At 68.6% G+C, this 21,893-nt stretch carries 21 protein-coding genes and 2 pseudogenes; 14 read left to right on the top strand and 9 right to left on the bottom strand.

What is annotated here, in order from left to right; genetic code table 11:
- Positions 1-265: 265 nt before the first annotated feature.
- The gene (locus ACKTSN_RS07480) at positions 266-1,210 is read right to left on the bottom strand and encodes an LLM class F420-dependent oxidoreductase (RefSeq protein WP_409468365.1); all 945 of its coding nucleotides are present in this window, start codon (positions 1,208-1,210) and stop codon (positions 266-268) included.
- Positions 1,207-1,992, bottom strand: a complete 786-nt coding sequence (locus ACKTSN_RS07475; protein WP_409468364.1) for an ABC transporter ATP-binding protein — start codon at positions 1,990-1,992, stop codon at positions 1,207-1,209. The genes ACKTSN_RS07480 and ACKTSN_RS07475 overlap by 4 nt, the downstream gene beginning before the upstream one ends.
- 263 nt (positions 1,993-2,255) lie before the next feature.
- Here ACKTSN_RS07475 and ACKTSN_RS07470 point away from each other — a divergent pair, with 263 nt between their 5' ends.
- Together ACKTSN_RS07470 and ACKTSN_RS07465 are read left to right on the top strand one after the other, a co-directional pair.
- Positions 2,256-3,281: an ABC transporter substrate-binding protein gene (locus ACKTSN_RS07470; protein ID WP_409468363.1), complete on the top strand. Its 1,026-nt coding sequence runs from the start codon at positions 2,256-2,258 to the stop codon at positions 3,279-3,281.
- 26 nt (positions 3,282-3,307) lie between these two features.
- Complete coding sequence (locus tag ACKTSN_RS07465) at positions 3,308-4,156, top strand: ABC transporter permease (RefSeq protein ID WP_409468362.1); 849 nt, start codon at positions 3,308-3,310, stop codon at positions 4,154-4,156.
- Positions 4,157-4,394: 238 nt separating this feature from the next.
- Here ACKTSN_RS07465 and ACKTSN_RS07460 read toward each other — a convergent pair whose 3' ends face one another.
- The gene (locus tag ACKTSN_RS07460; RefSeq protein WP_409468361.1) at positions 4,395-5,465 is read right to left on the bottom strand and encodes a glycerophosphodiester phosphodiesterase family protein; all 1,071 of its coding nucleotides are present in this window, start codon (positions 5,463-5,465) and stop codon (positions 4,395-4,397) included.
- 219 nt (positions 5,466-5,684) lie between these two features.
- Here ACKTSN_RS07460 and ACKTSN_RS07455 point away from each other — a divergent pair, with 219 nt between their 5' ends.
- The 8 genes and pseudogenes from ACKTSN_RS07455 to ACKTSN_RS07420 form a co-directional block, all read left to right on the top strand.
- Positions 5,685-6,386 (top strand): nucleotidyltransferase domain-containing protein, encoded by a 702-nt coding sequence (locus ACKTSN_RS07455; RefSeq protein WP_409468360.1) that lies wholly within the window; start codon positions 5,685-5,687, stop codon positions 6,384-6,386.
- A gap of 329 nt (positions 6,387-6,715) precedes the next feature.
- Positions 6,716-8,761 carry an elongation factor G gene (gene fusA, locus ACKTSN_RS07450; protein ID WP_409468359.1) on the top strand — a complete coding sequence of 682 codons (2,046 nt, stop codon included), beginning with the start codon at positions 6,716-6,718 and terminating at the stop codon, positions 8,759-8,761.
- 429 nt (positions 8,762-9,190) lie between these two features.
- A complete protein-coding gene (locus tag ACKTSN_RS07445; RefSeq protein WP_409468358.1) occupies positions 9,191-10,483 on the top strand; it encodes a hypothetical protein in 1,293 nt (430 codons plus the stop codon).
- Positions 10,395-10,703 carry a hypothetical protein gene (locus ACKTSN_RS07440; RefSeq protein ID WP_409474765.1) on the top strand — a complete coding sequence of 103 codons (309 nt, stop codon included), beginning with the start codon at positions 10,395-10,397 and terminating at the stop codon, positions 10,701-10,703. The genes ACKTSN_RS07445 and ACKTSN_RS07440 overlap by 89 nt, the downstream gene beginning before the upstream one ends.
- The gene (locus tag ACKTSN_RS07435; protein ID WP_409468357.1) at positions 10,700-11,281 is read left to right on the top strand and encodes a hypothetical protein; all 582 of its coding nucleotides are present in this window, start codon (positions 10,700-10,702) and stop codon (positions 11,279-11,281) included. The genes ACKTSN_RS07440 and ACKTSN_RS07435 overlap by 4 nt, the downstream gene beginning before the upstream one ends.
- 13 nt (positions 11,282-11,294) lie before the next feature.
- The gene (locus ACKTSN_RS07430; RefSeq protein ID WP_409468356.1) at positions 11,295-11,594 is read left to right on the top strand and encodes an RNase A-like domain-containing protein; all 300 of its coding nucleotides are present in this window, start codon (positions 11,295-11,297) and stop codon (positions 11,592-11,594) included.
- Positions 11,595-11,616: 22 nt separating this feature from the next.
- Entirely contained in the window at positions 11,617-12,273 is a 657-nt protein-coding gene (locus ACKTSN_RS07425) for a contact-dependent growth inhibition system immunity protein (protein WP_409468355.1), read from the top strand.
- A gap of 168 nt (positions 12,274-12,441) precedes the next feature.
- A pseudogene (locus ACKTSN_RS07420) lies at positions 12,442-12,582 on the top strand (hypothetical protein); the annotation flags it as partial.
- Positions 12,583-12,595: 13 nt separating this feature from the next.
- Here the strand turns inward: ACKTSN_RS07420 and ACKTSN_RS07415 are convergent.
- Positions 12,596-13,516: pseudogene (locus ACKTSN_RS07415) on the bottom strand (RNA repair domain-containing protein); the annotation flags it as partial.
- A 172-nt stretch (positions 13,517-13,688) separates the two neighbouring features.
- Between ACKTSN_RS07415 and ACKTSN_RS07410 the strand changes: the two are divergent.
- A complete protein-coding gene (locus ACKTSN_RS07410; RefSeq protein ID WP_409468354.1) occupies positions 13,689-14,078 on the top strand; it encodes a type II toxin-antitoxin system VapC family toxin in 390 nt (129 codons plus the stop codon).
- A gap of 77 nt (positions 14,079-14,155) precedes the next feature.
- On the opposite strand, the gene ACKTSN_RS07405 is transcribed toward ACKTSN_RS07410, so the two are convergent.
- Positions 14,156-14,311, bottom strand: coding sequence for a hypothetical protein (locus ACKTSN_RS07405; protein ID WP_409468353.1), 156 nt, complete (start codon positions 14,309-14,311; stop codon positions 14,156-14,158).
- A 497-nt stretch (positions 14,312-14,808) separates the two neighbouring features.
- Between ACKTSN_RS07405 and ACKTSN_RS07400 the strand changes: the two genes are divergently transcribed.
- On the top strand, positions 14,809-15,657 hold the full coding sequence (locus tag ACKTSN_RS07400; RefSeq protein ID WP_409468352.1) for a putative RNA methyltransferase: 849 nt from the start codon (positions 14,809-14,811) through the stop codon (positions 15,655-15,657).
- An 8-nt stretch (positions 15,658-15,665) separates the two neighbouring features.
- Here ACKTSN_RS07400 and ACKTSN_RS07395 read toward each other — a convergent pair whose 3' ends face one another.
- From ACKTSN_RS07395 to ACKTSN_RS07380, 4 genes are all read right to left on the bottom strand, one after another.
- Positions 15,666-16,178, bottom strand: coding sequence for a DUF6262 family protein (locus tag ACKTSN_RS07395; protein ID WP_409468351.1), 513 nt, complete (start codon positions 16,176-16,178; stop codon positions 15,666-15,668).
- Positions 16,179-16,186: 8 nt separating this feature from the next.
- Complete coding sequence (locus ACKTSN_RS07390; RefSeq protein WP_409468350.1) at positions 16,187-18,673, bottom strand: hypothetical protein; 2,487 nt, start codon at positions 18,671-18,673, stop codon at positions 16,187-16,189.
- A gap of 2 nt (positions 18,674-18,675) precedes the next feature.
- A complete protein-coding gene (locus ACKTSN_RS07385) occupies positions 18,676-19,827 on the bottom strand; it encodes a tyrosine-type recombinase/integrase (RefSeq protein WP_409474764.1) in 1,152 nt (383 codons plus the stop codon).
- Positions 19,828-20,102: 275 nt separating this feature from the next.
- On the bottom strand, positions 20,103-20,549 hold the full coding sequence (locus ACKTSN_RS07380; RefSeq protein WP_409468349.1) for an ATP-binding protein: 447 nt from the start codon (positions 20,547-20,549) through the stop codon (positions 20,103-20,105).
- 162 nt (positions 20,550-20,711) lie between these two features.
- Between ACKTSN_RS07380 and ACKTSN_RS07375 the strand changes: the two genes are divergently transcribed.
- Together ACKTSN_RS07375 and ACKTSN_RS07370 are read left to right on the top strand one after the other, a co-directional pair.
- Positions 20,712-21,566, top strand: a complete 855-nt coding sequence (locus tag ACKTSN_RS07375; protein WP_409468348.1) for a helix-turn-helix domain-containing protein — start codon at positions 20,712-20,714, stop codon at positions 21,564-21,566.
- Positions 21,563-21,748, top strand: a complete 186-nt coding sequence (locus tag ACKTSN_RS07370) for a DUF397 domain-containing protein (protein ID WP_409468347.1) — start codon at positions 21,563-21,565, stop codon at positions 21,746-21,748. The genes ACKTSN_RS07375 and ACKTSN_RS07370 overlap by 4 nt, the downstream gene beginning before the upstream one ends.
- The last annotated feature ends 145 nt before the right edge of the window (positions 21,749-21,893 follow it).

Raw genomic sequence — 21,893 nt, 5'->3', positions numbered from 1 at the left:
CTCCTGCCCCCGTCTCCCGGTTGGCCGCGACGCTAGCAGTGGGCGGCGCTTCGGCGAAGGACGAATCCAGTCGAACCGGGCGGTGCAGAACTGGCACGACGCGGACGACGAAGGCGAGCACGGCGACCGTCAGGAGCCTGAAGACCACGGTGGCGTGGGGGATGAAGGAGTCGGCCACGTCGGAATTGCGCATGGCCGTGCTGGAATTACGGTGCCAGCGGTCGGGCAGTCACCTTCTGGAACAAGGCGCCTCGGTTTTCACGTGCTACAGCTGCGGGAGCACCTCACCGGCGATGAGTTCCAGGTGGTCGAGGTCGGTGAAGTCGATCAGCCGGAGATGGATACGGCTTGCGCCGATCGTGGAGAACTCGCCGAGCCGCTCCACCAGCTGGGCCGGGGAGCCGACCACCGGATCCTCCGGCGGCAGCGCGCTCTTGACGTGCAGCGGGGCGGCCCGCCGTTGAGCCTCCGCGTCGGTACGGCCGATTGCGACCACGACACCGGCCGAGAGCACCAGCGGTGCCTGACCGGCGACGGCCCGGCCGGTCCGGTCGCATGCCTCGGCAACCCGTTGGTACGCCCGGGCAGTCTCTGCCACCGACTTGAAGGGCATGTTGAACTCATCGGCATACCGAGCGGCCAGCTCCGGGGTGCGCTTGGGGCCGCGGCCCCCGACGATGATCGGCGGCGCCGGCACCTGCACGGGCTTCGGCAGGGCGGGCGCGTCGACCAGCTGGTAGTGGTCGCCGCGGTAGCTGAAGCTCTCGCCGACCGGTGTCCGCCACAACCCGGTGATCACCGCCAGCTGTTCCTCCAGCCGGTCGAAGCGCTCCGGGGCGGCCGGGAACGGGATGCCGTACGAGGTGTGTTCCCGTTCGTACCATCCGGCGCCGATGCCCAGCTCGATCCGCCCCCCGCTCATCCGGTCGACCTGCGCCACCATCACCGCCAGTGGGCCCGGCAGCCGGAAGGTGGCCGAGGTGACCAGGGTGCCCAGCCGGATCCGGGAGGTCTCCCGGGCGAGCGCGCCCAGCGTAAGCCACGCGTCGGTGGGGCCGGGCAGCCCGGGATCGGCGCCCATCGCCTGGTAGTGATCGGCCCGGAAGAAGCCCTCGAACCCGCCGGCTTCGACGAGTCGCGCAAAGCGCAGCTGATCCTCGTAGTCGGCGCCGCGGTGCGGCTCGGTGAAGACGCAGATCCGCAGGGTCATCGCCCCTCCGTTTCGGCCGACGTGAACACGTCCCGTTCCATCAGCAGCTCGTGCAGATCGGCACTGCACCGGGCCACTTCGCCGAGGTGCGCAGTTCGGCCCAGCATCCTCGGCCGGGGAATGGCGATGTCGACGATCTTGCGGATCCGGCCCGGGCGCGGGCTGAGCACCACCACCCGGTCGGCGAGCAGCACGGCCTCGTCTATCGAGTGGGTGACAAAGACGACTGTGGCCGAGTTCTCTATGTGGATGCGCTGCAGCTCCACCGCGAGGTCCGCGCGGGTCAGCGCGTCGAGTGCGGAGAACGGCTCGTCCATGAGCAGCACCCGGGGCTCGCCCATCAGCGACCGGCACAGTGCGACTCGTTGCTGCATACCGCCGGAGAGCTCGTGCGGCCGGTGCTTTTCGAAGCCGCTCAGTCCGGCCGTCTCCAGCAGCCGGTACGCCCGGTCGCGGTGCTCGGCCTTGCTCCAGCCGAAGATCTCCACGGGCAGCAGGATGTTGTCGAGGACGGACCGCCAGGGCAGCAGGGCCGGCTGCTGGAACAGCATGGCGACATCCCGCCGGGCTCCGGTGACTCGCTCGCCGCCGACGGTGATCTCGCCCTCGGTGACCGGCAGCAGCCCGGCGATCAGCCGGAGCAGAGTGGACTTGCCGCACCCGGACCGGCCCACCACCGCGACGAACTCACCCTCCGCGATGTGAAGGCCGATGTCCTGGAGCGCCACCGTCGAACCGGACCGGCTGGTGAAGCTCCGGGACACACCGGTGAGTCTGATCATCCGGCGGTCTCCCCATCCACTGGCGGTCGCCATGCCGGCCGGTTCGCAACGCCCGGTCAGGTTACCCGGAGCAGGCCGCTCAGCGGTACCTGTCGTCCTGTCGGTGAACGCCCCAGACCTGGCCCACAACTGCCTGGCCCTCGTACGCTGTTGCCCGCACCAAGTGTCATGCCCTCGGCGGGTCCGTTCCGCCGTTCTGTCTCGTCTGTCTCGACGCCCCTCCGCCGGCGCAGCCTGCGGTCGGAAAGGACAACACTGTGCGCATGAACAGGTTCGCCCGTACGGTCGCCGCGGTGGCCCTGGCCACAGCGCTGGCGCTGGTGTCGGGATGTGGCGGCTCGGACTCCGACGCAGGTGCCGGTGCGGACGACAAGGCACTGGAGAAGGTGACCTACCTGACTTCGTTCGGCAACTTCGGCCGGGACGCGTACGCCTGGGTCGCGAAGGACAAGGGGTTCTTCGAAGAGGCCGGCTTCGACGTGGAGATCAAGCCGGGCCAGGGCACCGGCGGCGTGATTCCGGCCGTCGTGGGTGGCCAGGCGCAGTTCGGCCCGATCGACCTGACGGGAGGTCTGCTGCACATGGGCAGCGGCCGGGCGAAGGACTTCGTCGCGGTGGCCGCCATCCAGCAGCGCACCATGGCCGCCATCGCCACCACCGAGGGCAGCGGCATCGCCACACCGAAGGACATCGAGGGCAAACGGCTCGCCGACACGCCCGGCTCTGTCGTGCGCAACCTCTTCCCGACGTACGCCCGACTGGCCGGAGTGGACGCCGACAAGGTGACCTGGGTCAACGGCGATGCGCAAACCCTGATGGGCACGCTCGCCAGCGGCTCGGTGGACGGCATCGGCCAGTTCGTGGTGGGCAAGCCGACCATCGAGGCGGTGACCAAGAAGAAGGCCGTCCTGCTGCCGTACAGCGACGTGATACCCGATCTCTACGGGAACGTGCTGATCACGTCGAAGAAGATCGCCGAGCAGGATCCGGAGATGGTGAAGCGGTTCACCACCGCGCTGCTCAAGGGCTTGGAGTACAGCCTCGCCAACTCCAAGGAGGCCGCCGAGATCCTGAAGCGGAACGTGGACGCCACGAATCCGGCCGCCGCGGCCGCCGAGTTGGAGTTGATGGCCGCGTACGTCACGCCAGGCGGTTCCGGCACGGCGATCGGGACGCTGGACTCCGGGCGGGTCGCGAAGAGCATCGCGATCCTGCAGGACGCGGGTGCGCTGCCGCAAGGAATGACCCCTGAGCAGATCATCGACTTCGACCTGGTACCGCAAGCCTGATCACGCCGCGCTGGGAGAAGGATGGGATGACCGAACTCCCGAAGCCGCAGCAGGCCCCGGCGGCGGCCCCGGAGCCGGTGCCCGTGCCGCGAGTCGGACCACAGCGCAGGACGGGCATCGGCGTAGTGCTGCTGCCCTTGGCCGGGCTGCTGGTCGCCCTCGGCGTGTGGTGGCTTCTCACGTCGGTGCTGGCGGTGATCCACCCGGCAGTGCTCCCTCCGCCCGGTGCCGTGCTCTCGGCGTTCACCGCAGCCCCGGCCCAGTTCCTGGAACACACCGGCGACACCACGGTGGAGACGGTTGTCGGGTTCGTTCTCTCCAGCGCCTGCGGAGTTCTGATCGGACTGTCACTGGCGGGCTCGCGGGTACTGGAGCGAATGTTCACGCCGCTGCTGGTCGCCGTCAACGCGGTTCCGAAGATCGCGCTCGGGCCGCTGTTGGTGGGGGCGCTCGGCTGGGGGCAGAAGCCGGTCCTGACCATGGTCTTCCTGCTCTGCTTCTTCCCGATCGTGCTGTCCACCGCGGCCGGCCTGACGTCGACCCCGGCGGACCTGGCCGAGTTGGCGCGCTCGCTGGACGCCTCACGCTGGCAGGCGTTCCGGAAGGTACGGTTGCCCGCCGCGCTGCCGCAGATCTTCGTCGGGCTGAAGGTGGCCATGCCGCTCGCCGCGATCGGCGCGGTCATCGGCGAGTTCCAGGCCGGTGAGACCGGGCTGGGCTATCTGATCGTGCAGGCCGGTGGGGTCGGCGACACCGCCACCGCCTGGGCCGCGATCATCCTGATCGGGTTGATGAGCATCCTGCTCTACTTCGCTTTGGTGTTGTTGGAGCGGTTCGCGCTGCCCTGGGTCAGGGAAACGACCTCGCGCGGCTGACCTGGGGGACTCTGTCGCCCGACTCCGGCACGCGGCAAGCGTCGCATCTCCCGCGGCGCGGCACGGGGCGTCGGCACACCTACGCCGTGCTGTCCGAGGCGAGGCGCACTGCCGCGTCGATCGGGCACCAGCCACTGGGCGGGTCCCGGCCCACCCGCCCAGGACGACTTGTGCGGGCGGAGCCTTCGCTCGGCCCGCACGAGTCGTGTGCAGTGTCCGCGTGCCCTCGCCGTGTGTGTCAGTGGCGCGGGAAGTACGCCTTCGGCAGCCGCATCCCGCGGTCGGCCATGATCTGCCGGACACGGTCCGGATAGTTCGTGATGATGCCGTCGACACCCATGTCCATGAGCGCCTCCACCGTGGCCGGGTCGTCGCAGGTCCACGGGACGACCTCCAGGCCCCGCGCGTGGGCCTCGGTGATCATCGTGCGGTCGGGGTAGAAGCGGAAACCGGGGTCGCCGATCTTGCCGTTCTGCGGGAAGCCGTAGTTGGGGGAGAGCGCCTTGACGCCGGGGACGGCCGCGGCCGCCCTGACGAAGTCGCCGTCGTAGTCGTCGGCGTCGATCCCGCCGAGCCAGGGGGAGGCACCGGGCTTGCCGACCTGGAGGAAGTCGTAGTTCGTCAGCGCCACCAGGGGCCACCTCGGCGCGAGCCTGTGCATCTCCTTCAGCGCGCCCCAGTCGAAGGACTGGATGGTGACCTGGCGCTCGAGGCCCGAGGCGCGGATCTCCTCGTACACGCGGCGCACGAACAGCTCCCGCGGCGCGGTCTGCTCGGGCGCTCCCGCTTCGACCTTCGTCTCGATGTTCAGGGTGACCTGCCTGGCCTTGTAGCTCTTGACGAGGTCCAGGACGTCCCGGAGCTCGACCATGCGGGCGCCCTTGATCTGCTCCTGCTCGGGGTAGCCGGGCAGTTGCTGGTAACCGCAGTCCATGGTGCGGATCTGCGCCAGCGTCAGGTCCTTGATGTACTTGCCGACGTACGGGTACATCGGGTCGCCCGGCACGACCGGTGCCGTGTCCCGGCACTTCTGGGCGCTGACCTGCCGGTCGTGGGTGACGACGACCTTCCGGTCCTTGGTGACCTGGGTGTCCAGTTCCAGCGTGGTGACACCCAGCCGCAGCGCCTTGCCGAACCCTTCCAGGGTGCTCTCGGTCGTCATGCCGAGGCCGCCGCGGTGGGCCTGCAGGTCGAAGTGCGACTTCCGGGGCAGGACGCCGGGGTCACTCGCCGTCGTCGCATGAGCGGCCGTCGGGAGGGCGAGCACCGGCACCAGGGCCAGGCCGGCGAGGAAATGTCTTGCGGACATCGAAACCTCACTCGTTGGGGTAGGGGCGATCCCAGGACGCTAGTTCGGCGCCGGGCGCGGCTGAAGACCTCGGTGTGATGCAGCTGTGAACGGTCGACGAACCCGAGGGTGACTGGGCGGTCGCCCGAAAATGGCAGGCCGGCCGCCGGGGGAGCGCGGCATCATGGCGGTCCGCCGCCACCCGTGCCACCGGGGCGCGCGATGAATCCGGGGGGACCTGTGACCGTGACGAACATCCTGCTGTCCGGCGTCGTCGGCTCGACCGCCTACGGACTGGCCCACGAGGGCTCCGACGTGGACCGGCTCGGCCTGTTCGCCGCCCCCACCGACGCCCTGCACGGCCTGCACGGCCCGAAGGAGTCCCACGTCACCACGGCCCCCGACCGCACCCTGCACGAGGCGGCGAAGTGGTGCCGGCTCGCCCTCGGCGGCAATCCGACCGTCATGGAACTCGTCTGGCTGCCGGAGGAGTTGTACGAGGTGCGGACGGAGCTCGGCGACGAGCTCATCGGCATCCGGGCGTCCTTCCTGAGCGCCCGGCGGGTCCGCGATGCCTATCTCGGGTACGCCACACAGCAGTTCAGGAAGCTCCGGAGCCGCGGCGACGGTTCGTTCTCCGCGGACACCCGCAAGCGCACCGCGAAGCACGCCCGCCACCTCAAGCGACTGTGCCAGCAGGGCTACGAGCTCTACACCACCGGGCAGTTGACCATCCGGGTCGAGGACCCCGAGAGCTACCACCGTTTCGGTGAACAGGTCGCCGCCGACCCCGCGGCCGCGCTGCCGCTGCTGCACCGTTTCGAGGCGGCCTTCGCCGAGTCCCGCAGCGTACTGCCCGAACAGCCCGACGAGACGGCCGCGGAGGCGTGGCTGCGGCGGGTCCGGGCGCGCTTCTACACGCCGGACGCGGTCCGGACGTAGACCTACGAAGACGTAAACCTCGAAGACGTAGACGTCGAAAAAATCCGGTGCTCCGCGCCCACCCGGTTCCCTACACTCACCACGTTCCGAACAGCGAGTCGAGCGAGGGGAGCCGGGCCGTGCGTGACCGCATCGCCGTCGTCGTTCCCCGCTCCCGCTACGAGGTGATCCTCGTGTCTCCGGCCGCCCGGTGCCCGCTGCGCGGCCGGTACCGGACACCCGTGACGAACGACTGAGCCACGCGCAACACCAACGCCTGGCGCTTGCCTGCCCGTTCCGTCCGGGAATCGCGCTGCCCTTCACCGAATCATCCCGAAAGGCCATGGGCCGTGCGTACCGCACTGAATCTTCGACCGACCACCGTCCGCAACCTCGGCATCCTCGCCCACGTCGACGCCGGCAAGACCACTGTCACGGAACGGATCCTCTACGCCACCGGCACCACCCACCGGCGCGGCGAGGTCCACGACGGCACGACCGTCACCGACTTCGACCCCCAGGAGCGTGACCGCGGCATCACCATCTTCGCCGCCGCCGTCAGCTGCGACTGGGACGGGCACCGGATCAACCTGATCGACACACCCGGGCATGTGGACTTCGCCGACGAGGTGGAGCGTTCGCTGCGGGTGCTCGACGGGGCGGTCGCGGTGTTCGACGCCGTCGCCGGGGTCGAGCCGCAGAGCGAGTCCGTGTGGCGGCAGGCGGACCGGCACGGCGTGCCGAGGATCGCCTTCGTCAACAAGCTGGACCGCGCGGGCGCCGACCTCGATACGGCCGTCGCCTCGATTCGCGAGCGGCTCCATGCGGCGCCGCTGGTCGTGCAGTTGCCCATCGGCGCGGAAGACGGCTTCACCGGCGTGGTGGACCTGGTACGGATGTGGGCGCTGGTGTGGACCGACGGCGCCGAGGCGGTCGTAGAGGAGCCGGTTCCGCAGGAGCTGAGGGACGAGGCGCTGCGGCGGCGTCGGCTGTTGGAGGAAGCTGTCGCCGAGCTGCACCCTGCCGCGCTGGAGGAGTTCTGCGACCAGGAGACGCTCACGGCAGCGACTCTTGCCTCCGCCCTGCGCGACCTGACCCGGACCGGCGACGGCGTGGTCGTGCTGTGCGGTTCGGCGTACCGCAACCGCGGGATCGAGCCGCTGCTCGACGCGGTCGTGTCGTACCTGCCGTCACCGCTGGACGTACCGCCGGTGCGCGGCACGCTCGACGGGGTGGAACAGGAGCGGGCTGCCGACCCGGACGCACCGCTCGCGGCACTGGCGTTCAAGGTGAGCGCCACAGCGACGGGACGGCTGACCTACCTGCGGCTGTACTCGGGGACGATCGAGAAGGGAGACACCGTGTGGGACGCGGGCGCGCGGCGCAGTGAGCGGATCGGCCGGATCCTGCGTGTGCAGGCCGACCGGCACGCCCAGGTGGAGCGGGCGGTCGCCGGGGACATCGTCGCCGTGGTCGGACTGAAGTCCGCCCGCGCCGGCTCGACCCTGTGCGCGCCGCACGCGCCGCTCGTCCTCGAACCGCCGAGTGTCGCCGATCCGGTCGTCACCGTGGCGGTCGAGGCCGCACGATCCACCGACACCGACCGGCTGGCCACGGCGCTGGCCCGGCTGGCCGAGGAGGATCCGTCGCTGGTCGTGCGGACCGACCCCGAGACCGGGCAGACGGTCCTCTCGGGCATGGGCGAACTGCACCTGGAGGTCGCCGTGGAGAAGCTCCGGCGTGCCCACGGGCTGGACGTGCAGGTCGGCCGGCCGAGGGTGACCTACCGGGAGACAGTCGTGCGCGGTACGTCCGGGTACGTCCATCGGCATGTCAAACAGGATGGCGGAGCGGGCCAGTTCGCACAGGTCGTCCTGGAGGTCGAGCCGCTGGAGGCGGGCTTCGAGTTCCGTTCGACGGTCGTCGGCGGCCGGGTGCCGCAGGAGTACGTCCGGGCGGTCGAGGCCGGCTGCCGGGACGCCCTGGCCGAGGGGCCGCTCGACGGGCACCCGGTGACCGGGCTGCGCGTCACCCTCACCGACGGGGCGACCCATGTGAAGGACTCGTCCGAGATGGCGTTCCGGACGGCAGGCCGGTTCGCGCTGCAGGGCGCCCTGCGGGCGAGCACGATGGCCCTGCTGGAACCGGTCGTCGAGGTCACGGTCACGGTGCCCGAGGACGCCGTGGGCAGCGTCCTCGGCGACCTCGCCGCCCGGCGCGGCCGGGTCTCCGGCTCGGTCACCCGGTCGGGCTCGGCGGTCGTCACCGCGACCGTGCCGCTGGCCGAACTCTTCGGGTACGCGACCCGGTTGCGCAGCCGCACCCAGGGCCGGGGCACGTTCGCGGCCCGGCCGACGGGGTACGCACCGGCGCCGGTGACGGTGTCGGCGCGGTAGTGCCGACGGCGGCCCCTCCTGTTTGCGGGCGGGGCCGCCCCCGGTCCGCACTTCGGACATCGGTATCCACCTGGTCGAATCCCGGACCCCGGCCGCGCGGCACGGACGAGATGCGGGTGCCAGAAGTGGCTGCACGAGTGTGCGACCACGAGCCACATCAACTATGCGGCAGCGCACCAGGCCGTGCTGCGAGGCTGGGGGCCGGCTGATGGGGACGCCACCGCCGGGCCAGAACGGCACCATCGACGTCAAGCCGGCCGACCTCCACCGTGTCTCCGGCGGTGTGGCGAGCCAGCAGACGGTGATGGACAGAGGCGCCAAGAGCCTGCTCGACGATCTGCACAAGTACCCGGACGCCGGCGGCTACGGCACCTCGCCCCAGGCGTTCGCGACGTCGTATGTCAAGGTGGGCAATCGCTTCCTCGAGGTATGGGCCAAAAGCGTCGTCAGCATCGGGGGTGCGGCAGTCGGCTTCACCTCGACGGCCAAGCCTATGCGAAGGCGGAGGCGGCCAACGACCCCGCGGGGAAGGCCAAGCCGGTCATCCAGCCGTTGCCGAAGGTCATCGACAAGCCGCCCGCCTACGGCTCCGTGCCGAACCTGAAGTGGGGAGACGACGACGGCGGCGACGACTTCATCCGCAGGCTTCTCGAGTGGGTGCCCGAGCCGGTCCGGGACGTGCTGAGGCCGGTGGTGAAGCACGCCTTCCGGATGGGCAAGGTCGCCGACGTCTATCCGTTTCCACAGCAGCATTACCTGAACTCGCTGTCCAAGGCGTGGATGGCGACGACCACCTCGCTCTCCATGGTGGAGAGCGGGCTGACCGGGAACGTCAGCAGCATCACGCAGCAAGCCCACAGCGAGTGGTACGACGCGATGCGCCATTTCTGCAGTTCGCTGTGGGGCACGACGTCGTGGGGCCAGAACCGCGAGGGGTACAAGTGGAAGCACGATAGCTCCTCCTCGCAGACCGCCAACCACCCCGTGATGACCGTGCTGTTCGATACGGCTCAGAAAATCAGCGATCTCCTCTACGAATTCGCCGAGGCGGCCGTCTATCTCAATCGCGAGGTATGGGACGTCTACATCGAGGCCGTACGCGACGCGATTCCAAAGGTCGAGGTCAACCTCAAAGACGGTGTCGGCATGGACGACGTCAAGGGCCTGGTCAAAGGCGTGGTCAAAGGTGTCGCCAAGGGCGCGAGCCAGCTGGGCCAGGGCATCGTCCTGAACATGGACACCGCCAAGCTGAATGCGATCGTCACCGAGTACAACCGACGGGTCGACGCGCTCGTTCCGAAACTCGACGCGCTCATGGACCCCTTGGACGAGGCGCACCGGAGCGCCCCGAAGTTCGAGGCCCAGGAGGCGCGGGCGGAGGGCTTCGGCATGAGGGCGCTCAACGAATTCAAGACCGAGCATCGCTGGACCGAACCGGAGGACACCAAGAACGGCGTCTACCGCATTGATCTGGCGAGCAGCGAATGGCTTGAGAACGGACACACCCTGGACAGGCACGTAGGAAAGAGCCCGGAGCAACTGGCCCAGCGCCTGCGTGATCAGGGCGATGATCCGACCGGGACCTGGGTGCACGGGAAACCCAAAATCGGGGGGGGCTTCCAGCTTCACCGATCTGGAGAGCGCGCAACGGTACACGCAGTACAACATCGACGCTCATTCCGCCGAGATCAAGGCATGGCTGGATGGCCCGCCCGACCTTAATGATCCGTACAAGAAAATCGTTGGCCCAGGACCCAACGGCGACGTCGCGGGTGTCAGCGTCAGGAAGCAGCCGTACGACCCGTCCGATCCCATGACGGGTTTCAAGGAGGGGGGAATGAATGTCAGGCCCATTGAAGTGAAGAACATCGATACGCGCCTGAAGTGCGATCCCAACCTTGATCCGCCATTCGTTGTCGTCACTTCCATGCCGGCGCTGTGACCGATCCGTACGAAAAGAGAATGCGAACTATGACCCAGGTCCCATGGGAAAACGCTGTCCAGCGTCTGCTGGAGGACGTGTACACCTTCGCGGCGACCGGCCCGAGGACCCTTGCCGGCTGGCAAAGGGACGCGCTGGCGGTGATGAACCGGGAGGTCGACGATCCTCGCGGATGGATCACCCTGGACTGGGACAAGGACAACGACGAGGAGCGGACCAAGAGCCGACCCTGTTTTCCCTTCGTCCCGCTGTCCGAGGCGGGGCTGGGTAGCCGGCTGTACCCCGTGACGGCCGAGACAGCCGCTCGCCTGTTGGTTGAGATGACGTACGAATGGGGACCGGTCGGAACGGAGGAACAGACCAGGGCGGCGCTCGCTGACGCCCGAACTGTGCTCGACCGGTACGGAGACAGAATCTCCTGTTACAGCAACGTCACTGAAGCGCGGAAAACACCGTCACCGGACCTCACGAACGGGGTCACCGACTGGAATCCTCTCACCGAGTTCATCGGCGACTTCGGGTTCGTCGTCGTCTCATCCGAAGAGGTCGGAGTCTTCTGGGCGTTTGATGCCAGGTGAGGGGCCCACTGTCATGCGTACCCGAAGCGCTACATATCCCGACCGCGAAACGGCTCAGTGGGCTACCCAGCAGGTCGTCACTGCAAACGAACAGGTCATCCACCGATGGCTGGCGCGATCCACGAGGTCACGACTGGCCATTGAGGCGTCCTGGCCCTCCCGGCACGAGCCCGTCGGGCAGGTACTCCTCCAGGCGATGATGCTGGTGGGGCGGGAGCCCGTCGACGTGCGGGCCGCGCGAGTGATCCTCAAACGCGACGCATCCCGTCCCCACGGATTCGTCGTGCACTCCACGTTCCCCATCTACCTGTGACCCCCGTAGAGGCTGAGTACCCGTGCCCCTGAGCCCCCTCGATCATGACCGCCGCTACGGCGAGCTGGACCAGGTGATCCGCGCCTACGCCGGACAGCAGGCCGACGACACACCGGAGCGAGCGAGCCTGGCGCTGACCGCTTACCTGCGGCACACCTGGCACACCCGCCCATGGGCGCTGGCTGTCGCCGAACGGCAGTTGCGCGAGTACGCCGAGCACCCGCCCGGACGACTGCGCCTGCGTCTGGGGGAGTTCTACGCCGTCCCCGACGTAGGACTGCCCGAGAACGACATCCAGCAGTGGCTCCACTGTCTCGCCGACCACATCAAACACAGCGTCACCGAGGGCGCGGTCCCGCCCCCGGCCACGCCCGTGACCCACTGGGAGTGGCACGCGCGCTTCCCGGAACTCGGACAGTTCCTCGGCGGCTGGTTCTCTCAGGACATGCCGGACGAATTCGACGACCACGAGGCAGCCGTCACCGACTACCTCGCGCACACCGATCCGCACCTCGTCGCCCGCCTCGTGGGCGAACTCCACGAGCTGCTCGCGCTCCCCCTGGACGAGGGGGACTACGCCCTGGCCGCCGCCGAGCTCGGCATGGAGGTCGGCCCGCCCGAGCCGTTCTCCTACGGCGCCTGGTTCCAGTCGGTTGCGGCGACGCTGGCCGGCGGCTGATCCGGGCTTGAGGCCGCCATCCACTTGTGGACGAAGTCCCAGGTCAGCTACCTGGGACTTCGTCGTCGTCCAGGCCGACCAGGGTCAGCGGACTCAACGTCGGAGCCTCGGCAGCAGGATCTGGCGCTGTCACGTTGATGGAGTGTTGATCGATTGAGGGCGTGTCAGGGCTCGGCGGTCGTCACCACGGCCGTGCCGCTGACCGAACTCTTCGGGTACGCGACCCGGGTGCGTAGCCGCACGCAGGGGCGGGGCACGTTCGCGGTCGGGGCCGCCACTCAGGCGGCCCTTTGCCTCACCTGTCGGTGATCTCGGAGATCCAGGCCGCGTCCTCCGCGCCCGGCGCACCGGGGCCTGGGTCGGGCAGCCAGCGCACCTCGCCCGTGCCGAGAGCGATCATTGCCCGCGGCCGCATCGGCCCGTCGCCCCTGCGCGAGAGCAGGACGAGCTCCCAGACCGTCGCCGTCATGACGTCGAGCCGGGCGGCACAGTCGGCGGCGACCCGCTGCGCGTCCCGGGTCCGGCCCAGGGACAGATGCGGTGTGAAGCCCTTGGCGCGCCGACGACAGCGTGGGAACCGTTGCTGCAGAGCGCGGTACAGACCCGCCCACGGCGTCTCGCCGGCCGCCGCCGGGTCGAGCCACACGGTGAAGTACGCCCGGTGCCGGAAGGTGCGCACCCCGTCCAGCCGGGCCGTGAAGACCGGCGTCTCGGCCGCTGCCGCGGCCAGCAGCGGGGCCGCCCGCTCGAAGTCGGACTCCGGCACGAAGCCGAAGAGCAGATTGATGTGGGGCGGCCAGCGGTGGATCTGCGGATCGTGATCCCGACGGATGTCCTGGATCGGCGGCCAGAGCTCCGCAGGCGGAATCCAGGCCACCGCCGTGCGGGGCGTCGGGGATACGTCGAGGACGCCAGTGGGCTCGCTCCCGCCGAAGCTCGGGTCCGCTTCCACACCGTAATGGTCCGCTACGTACCAGCCCTCCGGGGTGGGCACATCACCCCGCACCCGGCCGGCGTCCGACGTGTCGATGCAGTCCACACCCGTGGCCCGGTCCCAGACCACCTCACCGTCCGCCTCGATGAACACCACCCGGTGCCACGGGATGTCGCCTCCGGGCACGAAGGAGGGCAGCGGGATGCGCTTGGGGGCGTCCCCGCGCTGGCTGATCCCCAGCACGAAACGGGCCGGGTCGAACCGCGGGTCCCAGAGGACCCGGTGACAGATCTCGTCGCTGGTCCGCATCACGCCTCCTCTCCCTCCAGGATGCGGCCGTCATGTCCTCGACGGTCCCGTTCGCATCCGCTGCTGCCACACCCACGCTCGCCGAGGCTGCCGCCCGTGCCGAGGCCGAGGTCAGTGCAAGCCTCAGCCCATCGGACGTGCTGACCGCAATCGACGACGCAAGGTCGGGCCGATGACTGTCGTTGACTGCTCGGAGCTCGTCTTCTTCCTCACCGACGAGGGCTCCATCGGGCACCGGGTACGTGGACATGTCGCGAAGGAGGACCGCCTCGCCGCACCTCACATGATCGATTACGAGATCATGTCCGCACTGCTGGGTCTGGCGCGCGGTCGGCACGGCGGAGAGCCCAAGCTGAACGAAAAACAGCTGTGCAAGGCCCTGGCGACGTACCGCGACCTGGCGATCGACCGGCATGAGACGTTGATCCTCTGGGAGTGCATCAAGGGCTTGTCGAGCAACCTGTCCGCCTATGACGCCCAGTACGCCGCCCTGGCTGAAAGCCTGGGCGTGCCGTTGATCTCCAGTGATGCCAGGATCGGCAGGAGCGGCGTAGCGCTGTGAGATCGAGACGTTCGCGGCATCTCCCTGACCATCGTGTCAGCGGCCCCAGGGTTCGGTCGTGATCCGGCTCAGGGGCGCTACTGCTCGTCGCCGTCCGCCAAGTCGTTGATCAGTGGCAAGAGGAGCGGGTGGACCGAGAAGCCGGACGCCCGTATCTCGCCCGGCTCGTACGTGTACCGGTGGAGATTCTGCAGCGCATTGGCGTCCGGGGCGACCAGGCCGCCAGTCAGCACTGTGCCGCGGCCGTCAGACGGCTTCTCTGGGGGTAACCGTGTGGCGCGAGCGAGTGGAGACCACTTTGTGCAGCTCAGCGCCGGTTCAGACGACAGTATCGTGTGCAACACCTGTGGCGCTACTTGATCGCCGATCATGGTTGATGCCTGGCAGAAGGACCGCGTCGGCAGTGCACTTCGAGGCAAGAACTTCCAGTGCTCCGGAAGCTGGATGCAGGCTTCCCGATGATCGGACGCGGCGGGGCGGCTTCCCGCAGGCTTGTAGAATCATGGCGTGGCATTCATGAGCACCCCGCACTGCTGCTTTCTGTGATCAGGAGGCGTTGAGGGCGATGCCGGACGGCGTCGCCCTCCTTGGTGTGCCTGCTGCGTGAACCACGCTTCCTGGCGCTGCCCATATTGAGGCGGCTGGACGCTGGGCCTCGTTCTTCCTGAACGAATTTCCGAACGCGCGTGCAGGCACAGTCCCTTCCTTTCACCGTTGTCAGGAGTGCCTTGTGCCCGTGTCGCTTCCCTCTGCCCTCGTACCGTTCCTTGACATGCTGCGTTGCCCGGCGTGCCGCGCCCGGCTTCACCCTGCCCTTGGCGCACTGCGTTGCCCGGCGGGTCACACCTTCAACATCGCCCGCCAGGGCTATGTCAGTCTCTTGACGGGCGCCCGCGCCACCAGCGGAGACGACGCGGCCATGGCCCGGTCACGGGACCGGTTCCTGCCCACCGGCAGGTATGCACCCATCCGGCAGGCTGCGGCCCGCCTGGTGGAAGATGCCCTGCCCGACCAGGGCACGGTCATGGACGTCGGTTGCGGCACGGGCTACTACCTGGCCGGCGTGCTCGACCAGCTGCCCGGCGCCCGCGGTCTAGGTCTCGACACCTCGGTGCGTGCTCTGCGTTCGTCGGCCCGAGCCCACGAGCGCGCCGCCGCGGCGAGCTGGGACGTCTTCCGTCCCTTCCCTCTGGCTGACGGAGTGGCCGATGTCGTGCTGAACGTGTTCGCCCCGCGCAACCCATCTGAGTTCCACCGGGTGCTCCGTCCGAGCGGCCGGTTGATCGTGGTCCGTCCTACCCAGCGACACCTGGCCGAGTTGCGTGGCCAGGTGCCCGCGATGGTCAAGGTCGATCCGGCCAAGGAACAACGCCTGAGCCAGGCACTGGGGCCCTTTTTCGAGGCCGCCGATAGCCAGCAGGTCGAGTACGTTGCGTCCCTGACCAGGCAGGAGTCCCTAGATCTGCTGGGGATGACGCCGAGCGCACGCCACTTGGACCATGTAGACCTTCGCGATGACGTTCTGCTGCCCGACCGGGTCACCGTCTCGGTGCTGGCCACCGCCTATCAACCTCGGTGACCACGGCGTCAGCCGCGTTGGTTCAGAGCTCTGGTCAGGTCCCGGTTGGCCTCCCTCGCGGCATCGAGATCAGATCGGGCCTCCTCCAACGCGGAGGTCAGTTCAACGTTGTGCTGCTCCAGCCTCGTGATCTTCCGCTGGAGCTCGTCGATGTCCGCTGGGGCTCCGAGCCCTGACTCCTGCCATGCCTGAGCTCCCAGCGCCTGCGACAGTCGCTTCTCCAACTGCTGAATGCGGGCGGCCAGGCGGGTGTTGCGGGCCTGGGCATTGGCGAGATCGGCCTGGAGCGAGGCCCGGCTCACCGGCGAGCCGCCGCCCGGGTCCTGGGCTGCCGGTTCGAGTTCGGCGGCATGGACGATTTCGAGGAGGTCGCGGTGACGGTAGAGGAAGCTGCGGTCCACTCCGGCTTGCCGGGCGATGGCCGAGACGCTGATCGGGGTGCCGTTCTTCGCGGCGTTCCTGACCGCTGTGGCCACCCGCTGGCGGCGGCGCTCGGTGTCTGCCTGGCGGCCGTCGCGCATGGCCGGGATCATGGCATCCTCCAGGGCCTGACATCGGGAAGTGGCTGGCCGACGCGAGGCATGCCCAGCATCACCACACGGCCACGGCGAACCACGGCGACGGCTTCCTCGATCTGTGCACGTTCCTCTTCTGACAGGTCGTCCAGGTCCGCCTTGACCCGGTTGATCAGGCGGCGGACGCGGCGGATCTCCTCTTCGGAGGGTATGGCCTCACTGCGAGCCCAATCGTCGGCCTCGAACGCCGACATGAGCCGCTCGCGGCTGCGGAGCAGATCAGAGAGGTAGCGCTCCAGGTCGGGAAGGTAGGAGACGTCAGTGCGGAAGTGGTCGCAGCCGACGCAGCGGAAGCGGAGCGGGCAACTCTGGCCGCCGGCTGCGACGTTGTGCGGTTCCAGGCAGATGCCGTAGGCCGTGGCGACTTCTCCGATGGCCCGCCGTACGTGTTCGGAGTCCAGCATCGCCTGTGCTTTCCGCCAGACGCGGTTGCCGCGACGGTCGAACTGCAGGGCGGTGACCCGGTCGACGGCCTCGCGCCGTCGCTCCTGGCTGACCCGGTAGTACCCCTGAGTTGTGGAGAGTTCACGATGGTCCATCAAATCCATGAGCACGTCTGGGTAGACGTTGGCGTCCGCGTGCCGCTGGGCGAAGGAGTGCCGGTAGGCGTAAGGGAAGATCTTGGACTTGTCGAAGGGCAGCATCTTCGTCACCAGCTGCCCGTCGGCCTCGACGACGACCGGCATCATGATGTCGGGCAAGCTGTCGACCCACGCTCGGTGAGCGTCGCCGATCGAGCCGATCGGCTTCGTCCCCTGGGGATTGGAGATCGGGCTCGGCAGCAGCTTGAGCTTGCTGGCCGGGGTGTTGGGGAACCGCTGCCGTACCCGTTCCTGCTGTTCCGTGATCACAGCGGCAGTTGCCTTCGCGATCGGCAGGCGACGGCCCAGCCGGTAGTTCTTGGAGTTGTCGTAGACCAGGACGAGGGTGCCGTCCGGATCCTTCTCCAGACACTCGAACGGCAACGTACTGATCTCGTCGGGCCGCCGCCCGGTGTCGATCAGCAGCTCGGTCGCGACGCGGAACTCGCGGTTGCTGATCTTCTCCAGCAGATCGAGGTTGTCGCAGAGTTCCCGCATCACCTCGTCCGGCAGATCGCGCCCAGCTTCGGTGTCCTCGGGCTCGTCGGGGATGTCTTGTATGGACAGGGCGAAATCAGTCGGCAGACCCTCCAGCACCTGGCCGGGACCGGTGAGGCCCATGACGCGGATCCGGTTCACGATGTTCCGGACGTAGCGGATCACATTGACCCGGTGGTGAGCCCCGAAGACGCCGGTCTCGGCGAGGAACGCGATCCGGTTGCAGAAACTGACCATGTCCGTGCGGCTCAGGAGCCGGAGTTGGTGTCCTTCGTCGTCTCGTTGCAGGCGCAGGCTCTCCGAGAGCTGTTCCATGCCGCGGATCATGTTCTGCATGGAGGACGCGACGTTCCGACCGCGTCGCCGAGGGAGTTCGTCGTAGGCCCAGACCTTGACCGCCTCGCGGAGGGGCCGCTGATGGATCCGGCTGAAGTTGAGGGTGCCGTGGTGGCCGAAGACGAACAGGTCCCAGATGTCCTTGAGGCGTTCGGTCTCCGGAGTCGCCCCCAGCCTGCGCAAGGAGGTCTGAGCGCCCCTGATGATCATTCGGAGGTCGTCGACCAGCCCCGCGCGGACCATGTCAGCGTCTTCGAGTGTTTCCAGGCTGGGGACCTGGAGGAGACGCAGCTGGTCGCTGATGTGCCGGATCCGGTGGTCGCGGGTCTTCACCTCCCGGGCGGTGCGGACCTGCAGGCAGTAGAGGAGCTCGGCGACCAGGCGGTCGGGCAGCCCGCGCAGGCTGGCCTCGCGGTTGACGGCCACCGCCGGCGTCGTCAGGCGCCACCGCTCCTCGTCGCCTTCGAAGGTCCCCAGGCGCCGTTCACGGTTGAGCCGCCCGCGGTGAACCTCGCAGTAGATAGTCCGCTCCGAGCCGCGCAGCCTGTAGCAGGCAGCAACCTGGCAGGGGCCGAACCCGGGCAGCCCTTTCTGCGGGGAGTTCCGCAGAAAGTCCTCCACGGTCGGCTCGGACGATGTCAGCCACCGGCTCCCGTGGGTTGTGCAGAGCCCGTGCGTCACCAGTCTGGGCGGCCGCTGGCATCCCGAGACCCGGCAGAGCGTCTGTCCGTCGGAGCGGTGATACGTGCCCGGCCTCGGGGCGGCGGCGAAGTCCTCGAAGGCCATCCCGGACTGCCGCCAGCGGTTCCTGCAGCCGATGCAGACCGGTTCGCCGAGCGGGGTGCCCTTCGTGCAGTCGAGGATTTCGCAGTCCGGCATGCCAAGCACCGGGTGGCTCTTGGGATAGCGGACGACCCGCTCCTCCCAGTTCCAGCTCACCAGGCTCAGGAAGTCGGCGTCCAGCGCGGCGATGATCTCCGCGGTCCGCAGGTCCTTCAGTTCCTGGGCCAGCGGCGACGGCGTCACGATCACTTCTCCCCCGTCCCGTGCAGGGCCCGCGGGGAGGGAACGCGCTCGATCGCTTCACGCAATCGTGCCCGGTCAGGAATCAGGTAGGGCCTGGGTGACTCCGGGTGCGTCTGACCGAGCAGGGCCTGCACCTCGTCCACCGACCCGCCGGCATGAGAGACGTTGCTGCCGAAAGCGCGGCGGGCCATGTGCGGGCCGACCTTCCGCGACAGCTTTGCGCGCTGGCCCAGGCGCTCGAACAACTCGCCCAGCGCGTCCGGCGACATCGGCGCCCCCAGCGGCTCGCGGAACAGGTTCACCAGCAGGAAGTCACTGCCGCCCGCCCCGAGGATCTCGTGGCGCTCGTCGATGTACTGGTCGAAAGCCTGGACCACCAGGAAGTCCAGCGGCTGCGTCCACGCTTCCTTCGACTTCGACCACGCCCGGTTGCTGTTGTCGCGGCGCCGGACGTGCACGTGGGCGCCTTCGTAGTCGCAGCCGAGAGCCCGTGAATCAGGCAGCAGGTGACAGTCGCTGCGGTGCAGGCCGGCCGCCTGGCCACGGCGCAGCCCGACCCGGCCGAGCAGCAGCACGATCAGCCGGTCCCGGGCGTTGCGGCACTCCAGGAACATCGCAACCAGCTCGTCGTCAGTGGCCCGGTCCACCTCCGCCTCCGGCTCCTGCACCCGGTGGACGGCCCGCAGCCGGTAGGACAGGCCGGAATCCTCGCCCTGGGCCTCCAGCGGCAGGTCCCGGCTGTCGGCCAGCTCGTATATCTGCCCGAGCACGGAGCGGGGCGCCTCGCCCACCGACACGGCGTACGACAGCAGCCCGCGTACTGCGGTCAGCACCCCGTTGATCCGCCGTTCCCGCCGGGCCGGCTCGGCCCCGGGCCCCAGCACGACAGGGGCTGGTTCACCGTCCTGCGTCGACGGCGTGTACTTCAGCCAGACCATGAACAGGCCCATGTCCCGGGCCGCCTGCGGCCATTGCCGCCCCGTGATCCGGCACCACAGCAGGTACAGCGCCACGCTCTCGGCGTACGCCTTCGTCGTCAGCTCGGCCCGGCTGCGACCGAACCGTAGGAACCGCAGCCACTGATCTGCGACCCACACCACCTCGAAGTCGTCGTCAACGACCGTCCAGTACCGAACTCCCGACGGCAAATCCACAGGAAAGGCACGCAATGCAACTCCACGATCTGACGGTTGATGCAACAACCCGCCACAGAGCCACACCCCCCGAGAACGAGTCTCAGAAGATCAACTTACTGCCCCCACGCAACGCCACACCACATCGGGCTGGCCCCCAGAGAAGCACCCGGTGTCGTGTCATTCACCCATGCCCCCGTCTGCCCTGCGTGCGCTGGGACTTCGTGCGCCACCGCGCCCGTGGTGTCGGTATCGCTTCCGGCGCGGCCGCGGTGGGGAACAGGGGAGTTTCGCCATCAGTGAGTGCGGGTGGAACGGGAATCCAGCTCCGTCCACACCGTCTTGCCTCTCGGCAGATACGGCTCCGTGCCCCAGCGGTCGGCCAGTGCGGCGACCAGAAGCAGACCGCGGCCGGACTCACCATGCGCGCCTGGGTCCGCCGGTGGCGCGGGCATGTGGTCGCTGCGGGCGTCGGTGACTTCGACGCGGAGTGTGCCGGTCGCGGTGTCGAGGGTGAGGGCGAGCCGGAAGTCGCGGCCTCGCACCTGGCCATGGAGTACGGCATTGGCGGCGAGCTCGGCGACGATTTGTTCGACACGTTCCGTGACGCCCGGTGGGGCCTCCCAGGCGCGGAGCTGCTCGGCGGCGAGCAGCCGGGCGAGACGGGCGCCGCGCCGGGTGGAGGAGAGCAGATGAGAGAACGTACGTGCGGGAGCGGGGAGTTGAGGGACGGTTGCGTTCATGGGTGCCACCGTGGTGGGCGCACGGGGGCGCGTACCAGCGCCGCGCCCCGTACGGTCGGTCAGTGTACGGGCACATTCGGTGGACAGTACGTCGATCTTGCCGTCACTCTGGGTGAGTTGAGCGCGGGGAGCATGCACACACGCACCTGGAGGTGGCCGCGTATGACGAGCGGCGACGTTGATGTGATGGCCGGTGACTGGGAGCGGGAGCCGGACCCGTCGGACAGCCTGAGGACCTTCGGGGCCGTCGTCCAGGCCCTGCGCGAGCACGCCGGGCTCAGCCGAGCCGACTTCGGTACACGGGTCCGGTTCTCCAAGCACACCGTGGAGTCGGTGGAGTTGGGACGCCGCATGCCGGACGAGTCGTTCGTGGAGCGGGCGGAGGAGGCGCTGGGCAACACGGGCGCCCTGCGGAAGGCGGCCAGGCATCTGACGCGGGGGGAGCCGGGGCTGGCCGCTTGGTTCCGGCGGTGGGCGCGGCTGGAGAAGGTGGCCGTGAGCTTGTGTACGTATGAGTGTCGGCTGGTGCCGGGGTTGTTGCAGTCGCAGGGGTACATGCGCGCCCTCTGCGACAACGACATTCCACCCCTGACCGACGACGAGTTGGAGGCCACGATCGCGGCGCGCTTGGAGCGTCAGCAGCTTCTGTACGAAAGGCCCAACACAACCTTCGACTTCATCGTTGAGGAAGCTGTCTTCATGCGTCGCCTCGGGGGAGTAGAGGTCACCCGTGAGCTCCTCGACAACGTCCTTGCGCTCAGCGCTCGGAGGAACGTCACGCTGCAGATCATGTCTGCCGACAGTGAGTACCACGCGTGCCTTGCCGGACCCGTACGCCTGCTGGAAACGCCGGACTGCCGGCGGCTCGCGTACTCCGAGGGGCAGGAGAACGGCCGCTTGATCGCTGATGCAAAAGAGGTCGGCAGGATCCAGATGCGCTATGCGAGACTGCGTTCGCAGACCCTCTCTCCGAAAGACTCCGCGGGTCTGCTGGAGCGGATGCGAGGAGCGCTATGACCACGTCTGAGCTCAACTGGTTCAAGTCCAGCTACAGCAGCGCCCAGGGCGACGACTGCGTGGAGGTCGCCCTCACCGAACAGGCCGTCCACGTAAGGGACTCCAAGGACCTCACGCGCCCCCACTTCGCGGTCGCGCGTGAGGGATGGTCCCGATTCTTGGCGTTCGTGGCGGACGCCTGAGCGGTGCGTACGCCGGCGGCGTTGCGTCCGCCGCGGACGGTGATTGGTAGATCTGTGCCAGCTCCGGAGCCCGTGACCAGGTACGACCAGGGGCGGGAGTGGCACGGATCCGCCAATCGTGGGGTGGGAGCCCTCGGGCCCGCAG

Source organism: Streptomyces flavusporus, assembly GCF_046267975.1.
GTDB lineage: Bacteria > Actinomycetota > Actinomycetes > Streptomycetales > Streptomycetaceae > Streptomyces > Streptomyces flavusporus.
This window is presented reverse-complemented; position numbering and strand designations above follow the sequence as displayed.

Excerpts from the sequence above, each read along its gene's own strand:
- ACKTSN_RS07445 (WP_409468358.1), top strand. The coding sequence starts at position 9,191 with ATGGGCCAAAAGCGTCGTCAGCATCGGGGGTGCGGCAGTCGGCTTCAC.
- ACKTSN_RS07410 (WP_409468354.1), top strand. The coding sequence starts at position 13,689 with ATGACTGTCGTTGACTGCTCGGAGCTCGTCTTCTTCCTCACCGACGAG.
- ACKTSN_RS07395 (WP_409468351.1), bottom strand. The coding sequence starts at position 16,178 with ATGCGCGACGGCCGCCAGGCAGACACCGAGCGCCGCCGCCAGCGGGTG.
- ACKTSN_RS07430 (WP_409468356.1), top strand. The coding sequence starts at position 11,295 with ATGCGTACCCGAAGCGCTACATATCCCGACCGCGAAACGGCTCAGTGG.
- ACKTSN_RS07460 (WP_409468361.1), bottom strand. The coding sequence starts at position 5,465 with ATGTCCGCAAGACATTTCCTCGCCGGCCTGGCCCTGGTGCCGGTGCTC.
- ACKTSN_RS07380 (WP_409468349.1), bottom strand. The coding sequence starts at position 20,549 with ATGAACGCAACCGTCCCTCAACTCCCCGCTCCCGCACGTACGTTCTCT.
- ACKTSN_RS07470 (WP_409468363.1), top strand. The coding sequence starts at position 2,256 with ATGAACAGGTTCGCCCGTACGGTCGCCGCGGTGGCCCTGGCCACAGCG.
- ACKTSN_RS07475 (WP_409468364.1), bottom strand. The coding sequence starts at position 1,992 with ATGATCAGACTCACCGGTGTGTCCCGGAGCTTCACCAGCCGGTCCGGT.
- ACKTSN_RS07370 (WP_409468347.1), top strand. The coding sequence starts at position 21,563 with ATGACCACGTCTGAGCTCAACTGGTTCAAGTCCAGCTACAGCAGCGCC.
- ACKTSN_RS07375 (WP_409468348.1), top strand. The coding sequence starts at position 20,712 with ATGACGAGCGGCGACGTTGATGTGATGGCCGGTGACTGGGAGCGGGAG.
- ACKTSN_RS07480 (WP_409468365.1), bottom strand. The coding sequence starts at position 1,210 with ATGACCCTGCGGATCTGCGTCTTCACCGAGCCGCACCGCGGCGCCGAC.
- ACKTSN_RS07465 (WP_409468362.1), top strand. The coding sequence starts at position 3,308 with ATGACCGAACTCCCGAAGCCGCAGCAGGCCCCGGCGGCGGCCCCGGAG.